Genomic DNA, 11,048 nt, shown 5'->3' on the forward strand with positions numbered 1-11,048 from the left:
CGGTTGGTGTAGACGAGGGTGTTATCCAAGCATACATTGAAAATCAGCGTAAAAAAGATGCAGGGCAAACGAAGTTTGAGATAGGTTAATACCCCGACCGTAAGGTCGGGGAAGTTTATTCCATGCATTTAACTGTGAACCCGACAATATAAAGCAATCCCCCGACCTCAAGGCCGGGGGATTTGAATTTGTTGTTTCTCTCAGGGAATTTACTTACTGCCACACAGGTGGTGCTTATTGACCGGCAAATTCGTCGTAAACGCCCATGTCATAGGCATTCGGCACGTCCCAGTCTTCAGGCGGCAAAAAGTATGGTATAAAGGCTGGCGTTGACACCGTTTGCTGCTGGTTTGCTAACAAAGTAGTTTTCATCTGGTTATAAAACGGCCAGAAATTCAATGGAACTTTACCTGTTCCATCGCAAACCGTGTCCTTAATATCTCCGCCTACCACTTTAGCGTTTACCTTAACTGTCGTTGGGTCGTCTACATTGGTTTGAAAATATACATTATATATCGCGGTAGTCTGCATATGTGCCGGTACGCTAACCCCTACATATTGGTTATTCAGGACTTTACCGGTTTTGTAGTCTACCAGTATCAGGCTGAGCTGCCCGCTGGCGTCCGTATCACCATTGTTTTGCAGCGTGAGAGTGACGTCAGTCGGGTATATGCGGTAAACACCGCAAAAAGCCAGATAAACCCCCGTGGCGGTAGCCTCGATATTAGTTATGCTAACAAATTTCATACCGTTGCTCGATATAATCCCTGTTCCTCCATCTATAGGACAGGGAGCCTTTATCAGAGAACTCAACAGTAACAACGGTACTACGGTAAAAAAGGCAATGAACTTCTTCTGCAGTCTGATTTTTTTAAATATGTTCATATCAATCCTCCTTTTGAGGAGTGTACTTAAATTATACTACAACTTTATAATAATATAATACATTATAACTTTCGTGTTGGCAGTGACCCAGGTTACTAATACTCAATCATCCATAATATATAACGCCAAAACCCCGTCCCGGTTATATCAAGGAGAGCCGCCCCCATAGTGGGGGCGGCTCTCCTTCTAGCTGCCTTTAAGGAGCCTGTAAGCTTACTTGGCGGCGAGTAAGGCGCGCTTGACTAAAGTCTGAGCTATCTGGACCTTGTACTTGTTCATAGCCAGAACTGTAGTGCCGGTGGTCGCAGCGGTGCCGGCCGCGGCAGCGGTAGTGGCATCAATGGCCTTACCCTTGATGGCATCCTGAGCCGCAGTGGCAACTTTGGGGGCGTTGTGAACGCCGCCCAGCACGATACTGGCAGCGGATACCGTGCCAGCGCTCTGGGTGACGACCACGGCCGCGCTTACCAGCGGAAAGTCGATGGCTTTCCTGAAGGCGAACTTCAGATAGGCACTCTTGGTGCCGGCGGCCGGGGTGGGTATCTGGATTTCGGTAACGATTTCGTCGGCATCGATCTGGTTAATTTGTTCGCCTTTGAAGGCTGTGGCACCGATGCCGAAGAAGTCGGCCGCTTTCCAGGTCTTCTTACTGGTGACGATACTGGCGTTCAGAGCCACCAGCGCGGAGGCCGTGTCTGAAGGACAGACGGCCACGCAGCCGCCGAGCGCGCCAAAAATGGAGTGGTAACGGTTGACGCCTACCAGCGCATAGCACAGGCCTGACGGGTTCTTTCTCAGGCAGTTGAAATCATTGAACTCGTTGCGGAAGTATATGCAGCGCGGTCGCTGGCAGATATTGCCGCCGATGGTGCCCATGTTCCTGATTTCGGGGCAGGCTGCAGCCTGAGCCGCCTGAGCCAATACGGTGTAGTTGGTTTTGACCACACTCGAGTTGGCTATGGTGGTGAGCGTGGTGAGGGCACCGATTTTGAGCAGGCCGCCTTCTTCCTTGATGTAAGACAGGTTGGGGATGGTCTTGATATTGACCAGGGTTTCAGGCGGATTAGGCGAAATCATGCCCTTCATGTAGGTGATGAGGTCGGTGCCTCCGGCAATAACCTGGGTCTTGCCCTTGGCCAGCGCTGCTGTAGCGTCTTGTATAGTTGCGGCATTAACGTGAGTGAATTTATTCATCTTCTTTCTCCTATGCCTTGCCCAGAGCTTTCAGTACTCTGTCCGGGTTGCAGGCGCCGTGGTCCGGGTCTACCCACTTGCCGGTGGCATTGTAGATGGCGGTGAGGATACAGGCATAACTGCCGACGACGGGTTCACCGATACCGTGGGCGCCATGCGGGGCACTGTAGTCATCGCCTTCAACAGGGTAAAGATTATAGCGGCTAGGGACGCAGTCCATGGTGGTGGGCAACTGGGACTCGGTGTACTGCGTGCCAATAACGGCGCCAGTAGCCGGGTCGTAAATATCGCCGTAGAAGAGAGCCTGGGCAACTTGGAGCTCGGTGCCGCTGCCCATCTGCAACATTACACCTTGATAGAATACGATACGGCCGGTGCCGACGGCATTCCAGTGCCCCAGGATTTCCACTTCGCCGGTTTCGGGGTCAACCGCCACTTCAGCCACTGAAGCGCAGGCGCTCTGGGCATTGACGGCTGTACCGACGGGCTTGCCATATAGCGGGCGCTGCAAACCACCCTTATTTATACCGGTGGTGTTCCCCGCGGCAGCCCAACCGTTACCAAACCCGGCAATCGGCGGGGTGCCGCTCATGGCCTGAGCGAAGGTGAGCGTCTTGGTGGGGTCTTTGGTGTAGGTGATGACGCTGTTTTTGGCCGTCAGGTCATCCACGGTGATGCCGGCTATATTGCTGAAACCGGTCTTGGTGATGGCAGCCGCAAAGACCCTGGCGCGCGCATCCCTAGCGGCCATAACGAAGGATGAGCCGGCGGCGCCAGTGAAGGCGGAACCGCCATTGTAACCGGAGTTTAGTGTCGCATCAGTCTCGCCCCATGCGCCCACCATGACATCATCGTACTTCAGCCCCAGTTCCTCGGCCACGAAATGACACATCTCGCTGGGCGCATTGTGAGGTCTACCGGATCCGCAATTTACCAGACAGGTGCCATCGGGCTGCATGAGGATGAGACCGGCCATACTGGCGCCGCTGACGCTGCCGTGACTATCTGTATGGCAGTGGATGCCGATACCGTGCAGGCGGCCATCGGGCAGCGTTTTGGTGCCGGGAGCATGCCATTTGGTGGTATATCCGCTTTGCGTGGCTACTGTCTCGAAGCACTCGTTGACTTCCTTGGAACCCCAGATTCTGAAGGGCGAGTCTTGGTCGGGCATATCGACCGGCATGAGATTCTTCTTGCGGAAATCGTACGGGTTCATACCCAGCTTTTCGGCCATTTTGTCGAAGGCTGTGCTCATGTTGACTGCCTGGGGCGGGTCGGACACGCAGCGCCAGGCGCCGCGGTCGGGCACGTTGACGTAAACGCCCTGTCCGCTCCAGTTAACGTTGGGAACCACCCAGGTCTTGGTGAAAACAGTACCGGCGCCGGCGCCAGTGCCGTTAGTGAAGTATTGCACATCGACGGCCGTCAGCGTGCCGTCCTTCTTGGCTCCCATTTTGTACACCGACCGGTGCTCGTGCTGGCGGATGTGGAACAGCATGTTGTGTTTTTTGGTCTCTCTGAAATAAACCGGAGTCCCGCCGACGGCCTTGGAACACAGGGCTGCCACGCCCGACTCCCACTGCGAGAGCCTGGCCCCATGCCCGCCGCCGGTGTAGCGCGCGTAGACATGCACTTTGTCCTGCGGCCATTTCAGGTAGTTGACAAGAGCGCCCTTAGTCCCGTGCAGGTTCTGTGTCGATTGGTAGGCGTAGCAATTGTCACCCACCCACCAGGCGAGGCCTTCGTAGGGTTCGATAGGGGCGTGCTGATGACTGGTGGTCCATGGCTGGGTCGTCTCGAGCGTTACCTCAGCAGCCTTGAAGCCATCAGTAACATTGCCGCGCACAAAGGTGGAGGTAGCGATATTGTTATCGGCGCGTTTACCGCTGAGCACGGAGTTGGGCTTCAGGCCTTCGTCGGCATCAACCACTGCTGGAAGTACGTCGTAGGTAACGGTGACGAGGTTGACAGCGCGCAGGGCGGTGTACCAGTCATCGGCCACGATAGCGGCTACCGCCTGCCCCCAGTAAAGGATGGTCGGACTGAATAGAGTCGGGGCCTCTTTGTAGGTAATGACAGCCTTGACTCCCGGTTCAGCCAGCGCCTTGCTGGAATCGATGCTCTTGATGGTGCCATGGGTAATGGTGGCGTGTTTGGGAGCTCCGTAAAGCTTTCCGCCCGGCATGTGGTCGCCAATCCAATCCGCATTACCGGTCAGGATGGCTTGAAGACTTTTATCGTGAGTGGTTTTATCACCCATTACATTCAGAGTTGGACCTGCCATTTATACACCTCCTACTACCGCAGCGACGGACTTCTTGAAGTTCTGGCACATGCAAAGGTGGCCAGAGAGACCAAGTCGCACATCGTCTTCGGTAGGTTTGGGAATAGCATTGAGCAGTCCCTGGGCTGCCATGACGAACCCGGCGGTGCAATAGCCGCATTGAACAGCTTCAATATCGAAAAACTTTTGCTGTATCGGGTTGAGTTTGATGCCGTCCGAGAGCCCTTCAATGGTGAGTATTTTTTTACCCTGGGCTTCATTGGCAAGCATGATACATGCGAATACAGGGATTCCGTCTGCCAGCACCGTGCAGGCGCCGCACTGACCCATATCGCAGCCAATCTTGGTGCCGAACAACCCGAGTTGTTCTCTCAGCGTCCAGGCTAACGTCCAGTGACCTGGTATCACGAGATTGTAGTCCACGCCGTTAACATTCAGTTTGGTATATGGGGGCAGGGTGGCTCCCGGGTGGGCTGCCGCGAAATGGGCTTTCAGAGCGTCCAGCGTGGGATACTCGGTGGCGTCGAGGGGACAGATGAACTTGCTCTGAGTAACAGTGGTGGTGGTCCCGGGTAAGGTAGTAGTGACAGTTTTGGCGACTGTGGTAGTTCCCCCTCCGCCGCAGGCGCTGAGCACGGGGAGAGAAGCTACGGTGGCTCCGCCTATCACCAGCCCGGCGTCTTTGAGGAATTCACGGCGTGATATTTGTCCGGTACTATTTTTCTTTTCTTCTGACATTTACCCTTGATTGCAACCTCCTTCAAATAAAATATGACTCCAGAATAAACTCAAAGATTGCCTTCTGTATATCACCTCCTTCAACGTGTATTATTAGTTAGACAATGAACTACGATTTTACTCGACATGGGATTCACAAGTCAACGCCAGCAATTATCTCTTGTTTTGGCTCTTGCAGCATTGCCTGCCAATTTTCCAAGAACTGCCACAGAAAACTTGTTGTCTTAAGTCTTAAGCTATTCCCTGTTTTTTCTTCAACCTGAAACGAGATGATCGCATACTTTGACATTGGAGTATATGTGAGTATATACTGTTCTTGTTTAATTGTCTACTTATCCTTATACTATTTTAATGCCAGCTAATTTGTAAAATTTCTACTTGGACTATCTACCATAGTTTTAGGGGATGTCGTATACCCTTGTAATATAAATATGTTTATCATCTATGGAAGCGAGACAACCAGACCTTCGGATTTTCGAACTCCTTAAAGCTGTCGTCTTTCCTCCTTATTTCTCTACTCTTTTACCTGCTTTGAAGGCAAGGACCGCATTGAAGGGAACAAGGCTGAAAGATGCATTTCAGGACTAACAAGTATTTGGTGGGTTAACCGACCTATATCTTACAGATTTATCTGAAAGGAGAACCGATGGCCAATTCATGGCAGAGTGATTACGCACATCTCAAGGGGTTCGTAGAAAAACAACCGGGCATTGAAATCAGTCCAGAGTCAGTGGTACTCCCTGAGGATATTCGAGCGGAATTTTATCGCCTGTTCGATATGGTGCAAATCAGTTTTATAAAGGGACATTTTTCTGAAGAGCTGGCGAAAGGGTATCTTCTGAGCCGGCACTGGCTTGAAGTACAGCGGGATGTCGCGAAAACTCTGAATCTGGAGGCCATAACGCTTCCAGCGGGCAGCTCCTGGTTTTTTAATGATCCACTGGACGGGTTGATGAGAGGGTTATTTGACACCCTGTTTAACCTGCTTAAAAACAAAATCACACCAGACGTTTTTGAACAGACAGCCAGCAAGATTGTAAAAGACGATTTTACAAAATATTTCCGCGAGGGGTATCAACGCTGGGCTATCCTCGCCCTTATCAAGTTATTACTTCCAGATAAGCTCTACAGCGTCCCCACTCAAGATTTCCATGAACCATCCGAGGCTGAAGGGGATCCCGTTCCGGGTTCGTATATTAAAGAGGTACCGGAAGCTACAGAAACCAATCTTATTTCTTTTGAACATGACCTCATGTGTTCATTTTTAGCTCCCAAAATCATAATTCATTCAACCAAACTTGATTGTTTTGTTTCTTTCCTGCCAGACTTCTACGAACCTCGCTGGAAAGCGCGATTGCTCAGCTCGAAACAAGAATGGTACCGCATCGCAGACATAAAAAAAGAATTCGGTATTAACAAACTTTGGCCTGACCTGGTAATAAATATGGCTGATGACAAGGCTGACCTGGTTCTCGCGGCTGACTATTTTCAAATATCACGGCCTGATATGATAGTGGATTGCAGGGAAGATGGAGACTGGTTTCAAAGAGAAGGGCTGGGCATTTTAAAACGGCATTATGATGTTCTTAAGCCTAGACTTGGCAGCTTTGTGATTTGCCGTGAAGCGGTGCCTGAAGCTGCTCTAAAAGAACTTGAAGCTGGGAAAGCTGTTGCGGCTGCCGGCGCTGAAGCGCAGCAAGTTCAAAACCCGGATAGCACCGAGCAGGAATTAAAATCCGCTCAAGCACTCGAGGCATCAGGTACGGCGGTTGGAAACCAGGCGAATATCCACTTTCTCACCTCAGATTTCGACATGTCGAGCCTTGGGGAAATCATTGATGCCATGCAGGCCAGTCGGCAGGATATGCTTTCAAAATCAACGGCGGTGGAAGGTGTGTCTGGCGAGGATGGCAAGGATACTGCGCAAAAAGGGGCTTAAGATCTACATTCGTTGAAGGCGTTGCAACAGATGTAAAGTTAATTCTCTGTTTCAGCACCGATGGCATTTCGGTGTGAGTAAATGGAGTATTGTCATAAAATATTCACAATTACACTAAAAATTTTATAACTATTTAATTCCTTTCTGACTATAATCCAAGAAATATCCGCCACTATCATGCTATAGTGGAGTTTATTTTATAGAAAAATTGCATAATCCATATTGTTTTTAGTACAATAGCATTTTGTTGTACAAAATAAAATACAAAGAGGGGGTTAACCAATGCAAAGTAAAAAAAGTATCATTCTTGTCCTGACGAGCTTGATTTTGATCGCATCCGTTCTGGGATGTTCTTCAAAGCCTGCTACATCCTCGACCACGTCTGTGCCGCCCACGACTACTACTATCACTCCGCCCACGACTATTACTACCACTCCGCCCACGACTACCACTACCACTCCGCCCACGACTACTACTACCACTCTGCCGATGACCACCCCTACCACTCCGCCCACGACCACCACCACTCCGCCACCGTCCAGCACTTCTCAACCCAAGATAGTCATTGATGGGGGTGTTTTCAATCCCGCTACACTGAGGATTGCAGTAGGTGCGGCGGTAGAGTTTGAGAACCTGGACCATAACGACTACAAAATTATCTGCGATTACCCTTTTACCACGACTATTATCGCGGATGGAACTTTTGATTTTACCTTTGACAAGGCCGGTACATACCAGTATTGGGACGAAGGTGCCCCGCTTGTTAAAGGCACTATAATTGTAACCTAACTATACAAATAACAATATCCGTAAAAAAGAACCCTCTCCGGCACATTCAGCGGAGAGGGCCTCGTATTTTTATATCCAAAACTCGTCGGTGCAGAAAATTCCTTTATCCCTCATCAACGTAGTAAAGCTGCTGAGAATTGCAGTAGGCAAAATTTGAAAAGCAGTATCCGGCAATCCCTCTTTTGGGGCGTTGAGATAGATTAATGAAAAAAGAAGGTGTAATCAGAGGCAAACCAAAAGCAGATGTTTCAGTATATAGCTAGTTAACATAATCAGGCCAGAAATGCCCCACAGGCGTGGCATTGAAGCGCGCCTGCAACATGGACTTGACCTCATCCGCTTCTGATGTAGTGGCGCCGAGATTTGCCAGGTATGGCAGCACACTCTGGCGCAAGCGGGCTATACTGGACAGGTTCTGCCTGGCGACATCAACCGTATAAAAATAGGACATGGTCTGGGAATATTCAAGATACGGGTGGTCATCCGTATTGAGTCTGGCTCCAGAGGAATAGTCTGCCAGCTCTTTCTCTCCCATGATGAAGCAGGAGAGCACATCATAACTATCGATGATATCCAAAGGCGCAAGCTCGGCTTTTATGTTTTCATCGGCCATTTTATCTTGCAGCAAGCGGAAATCCAGGTTTAACTCTGATTGCGTACCCACCAGAATATAGTAGGAGCGTTGGAAGGTAAACCAGAGGGAGGTATGCGGAAAAATCGACATGAAGGTGCGAGCGGTCATTTTAATTTCATCTTCGGAAAGAAGATGAAAGGGCAGCCACTGCACCACCAACCCGTTATCATCAAGCCGTGATTTGCACGATTGGTAGAATTCCCTAGTGTAGAGGTTGCCGCTGCCGGCGCTTTTCGGGGAGGTGGCATCAACGGTAATGACGTCATATTTTTTATCTGTAACCAGGAGATAATTACGACCATCGCCGATTATCAGGTCAAATGCGGGGTTATCCATCACACCGTGGTTGACCTCGGGGAAAAACCTGGCGGCCTGGACTACGGCCGGCACCAGTTCAACGCAATCTACCGATGAGGGGTTATAAAGCGTGGCCGCCCAGGACGCGCCACCAGCGCCAAAACCTACCAGATTTACCCGCGGCCGGGATACCTGGCTCAAAAGGAGCGGCAGGTTACCCAGGCTGCGCTGGGCATCCTCGTGGCGCTGAATTGTGCCGGCCACAGGGAAACCATCTATACTGATGGTCTTGTCAGCGAAAATGTCCTGATAAACCTTGACGGTGGAACCTACCCCTTCTTTGTAGTAAAGGATTTGATATGGGTATTGCTGTTCTATAGGCGAAGCAAAAACAATTGGCCCTGAGGAGAGCATCACAGCCAGCGTGGTAATAAAACAAACAACGCTGACAACTGCAGTTTTGAACCTGCTTCCAAGTTTTATTGCGGATTCGGCCAGCAAGAGAATCAATCCGATGGCGGTGTTGATAGCGGCTATCAGCATGACACTATGGTAGACACCAATCCAGGGGATGAGGGCAAACCCGGCTACAAACGAGCCTAAAACACCGCCTATGGTGTTGGCTGAATAGATATTGCCGATAGCTGTCCCCATTCCGGCCGCGCTTCTGGTATAGAGCTTGCTGGCAATAGGGAAGGTCATACCCATAAGAAGCGTAGGCAGCAGCATCACCAGCAGGGAGCGCCCGAAACGGATACTCACCCATTGCCATAAGCTATATTCAGCGTAAAAGATGCTGCCAGGTGGACCACCGATACTGGCCCCGAGATTGACGAAGACCGGGATGGATATCAGTGCGAAGAGGGCAATGAGCACCTCAGCCAGGCCAAACAAAACGAGCAGATTTCTGGTGCGGTCCACGAATCGCGTGATGGCGAGACTGCCCAGAGCGATACCCAGGAGAAAGGCCACCAGCATAGTGGTGAAGGCTTGTGCCGTGTTGTCAAGGATATAAACCAACGCTCGCGTCCATAGCACCTCATACGCCAGTGAACAAAATCCAGAAATAGCGAAAGCCCACAGGCTAAGGCGGGCTATCCCCGGAGAATAATACGATTGAGTGATTTTCTCAGCGTTGCTATTTGAACCTGCCGGCTGATAAACCGGCGCGACCTTCGGGGACTCGGCAGATGCAGCGTGTCTGTCCAGCACCAGTACCGCGATGGCAATGAGAATATTTAATCCTCCCGCCAGATATGCCGCCTCATGGACGCCCAGCCAGACAATCAGAAAGAAACCGGTTGCGAAGGTACCCACGACAGCGCCCATAGTATTTATGAAGTAAAGCTGTCCCACGCGCGAACCCAGCTCTCCGAAGCGTTTCACCAGAAAACGGGTAATGACTGGCAGCGTGCCGCCCATGAGAGTAGCAGGAATAAGCAAAATCAGTAAAGATAGTACCAGGCGAACAACGCTCAACCACAAGTAGTCAGTGGTAATATTCTGGTAAGTAAAAACATAAAACTTGTCAAGAAGAGATAACAAGAGCGGCATGAGAAAAGCAAAAAGCCCCGTGCCCAACTCAAGAAAGGCATAAATTCTAAGCGGGTGATGATGGCGGTCAATGAGGCGGCCGAAGTAGAAACTGCCAAGCGCCAGGCCTGACATAAAGGCAGCCAGAGTAGTGCTGATGGCCAGAGCGGTACCGCCGAAGACGATGGTGAGCATTTTCATCCACACCACCTCATAAAGCAGTCCGCAGGCCCCCGAGATGAAAAAGACAGCTAGAATGAATAGAATAACCAGGCGGCTCTTAGGAGCAACCTGTACAGGAACGGACGTTATATCGGTTGGCATGGAGTTGAGTAAATATTACACTTTTGTGTCCATCCCTGACAAGCAAACTCTGAAAAAGTGGTCAGGTAGTAGGTCTCCGAGGGTTTTCTGGTGTCGTCTCGGGGATGTTTTTGAGGCTAAAAGCGTCCCTGGCGAGATTCGAACTCGCGACCCGCTGCTTAGAAGGCAGCTGCTCTGTCCAGCTGAGCTACAGGGACATGTTTTGCTCACACATAATTTAGCATCACATGCTGTTAAGGTCAAGGCTATCGAGGCGGATTCAACTTCCCAGCCCTGGAGAAAGCCGTAATCGCTAACAGAAAGGTAAAGATTAGTTCGCGCTAGCTATTGCTTGTTAATCTCATTAGGGTCTAATTCCCCGCCGCTTGCGGCGAATCCGGTAAATATATCCAGATTCACAAAGATCAACTAAGATTATTGTGATACCCCGA

At 50.5% G+C, this 11,048-nt stretch carries 7 protein-coding genes and 1 tRNA gene; 1 reads left to right on the plus strand and 7 read right to left on the minus strand.

Annotation, left to right across the window (positions count from 1 at the left end; all coding sequences use genetic code 11):
• Positions 1–234 precede the first annotated feature (234 nt).
• The 4 genes from C4542_04410 to C4542_04425 all read right to left on the minus strand — a co-directional run bounded on the left by C4542_04410 (position 235) and on the right by C4542_04425 (position 5,101).
• A complete protein-coding gene (locus C4542_04410; GenBank protein ID RJO62336.1) occupies positions 235–885 on the minus strand; it encodes a hypothetical protein in 651 nt (216 codons plus the stop codon).
• A 213-nt stretch (positions 886–1,098) separates the two neighbouring features.
• Positions 1,099–2,079 carry a molybdopterin dehydrogenase gene (locus C4542_04415; GenBank protein ID RJO62337.1) on the minus strand — a complete coding sequence of 327 codons (981 nt, stop codon included), beginning with the start codon at positions 2,077–2,079 and terminating at the stop codon, positions 1,099–1,101.
• A 10-nt stretch (positions 2,080–2,089) separates the two neighbouring features.
• Positions 2,090–4,363 (minus strand): xanthine dehydrogenase family protein molybdopterin-binding subunit, encoded by a 2,274-nt coding sequence (locus C4542_04420; protein ID RJO62338.1) that lies wholly within the window; start codon positions 4,361–4,363, stop codon positions 2,090–2,092.
• Positions 4,364–5,101 carry a (2Fe-2S)-binding protein gene (locus C4542_04425; protein ID RJO62339.1) on the minus strand — a complete coding sequence of 246 codons (738 nt, stop codon included), beginning with the start codon at positions 5,099–5,101 and terminating at the stop codon, positions 4,364–4,366.
• A gap of 646 nt (positions 5,102–5,747) precedes the next feature.
• Here C4542_04425 and C4542_04430 point away from each other — a divergent pair.
• Positions 5,748–7,040: a hypothetical protein gene (locus tag C4542_04430; protein ID RJO62340.1), complete on the plus strand. Its 1,293-nt coding sequence runs from the start codon at positions 5,748–5,750 to the stop codon at positions 7,038–7,040.
• Positions 7,041–7,315: 275 nt separating this feature from the next.
• On the opposite strand, the gene C4542_04435 is transcribed toward C4542_04430, so the two are convergent.
• From C4542_04435 to C4542_04445, 3 genes are all read right to left on the minus strand, one after another.
• Positions 7,316–7,585, minus strand: coding sequence for a hypothetical protein (locus tag C4542_04435; GenBank protein RJO62341.1), 270 nt, complete (start codon positions 7,583–7,585; stop codon positions 7,316–7,318).
• Positions 7,586–8,088: 503 nt separating this feature from the next.
• Positions 8,089–10,617 (minus strand): hypothetical protein, encoded by a 2,529-nt coding sequence (locus C4542_04440; GenBank protein RJO62342.1) that lies wholly within the window; start codon positions 10,615–10,617, stop codon positions 8,089–8,091.
• Positions 10,618–10,740: 123 nt separating this feature from the next.
• Positions 10,741–10,814 (minus strand) — tRNA-Arg (locus C4542_04445).
• Positions 10,815–11,048: the final 234 nt, after the last annotated feature.

The organism is Dehalococcoidia bacterium, from assembly GCA_003597995.1.
GTDB lineage: Bacteria > Chloroflexota > Dehalococcoidia > Dehalococcoidales > UBA1222 > SURF-27.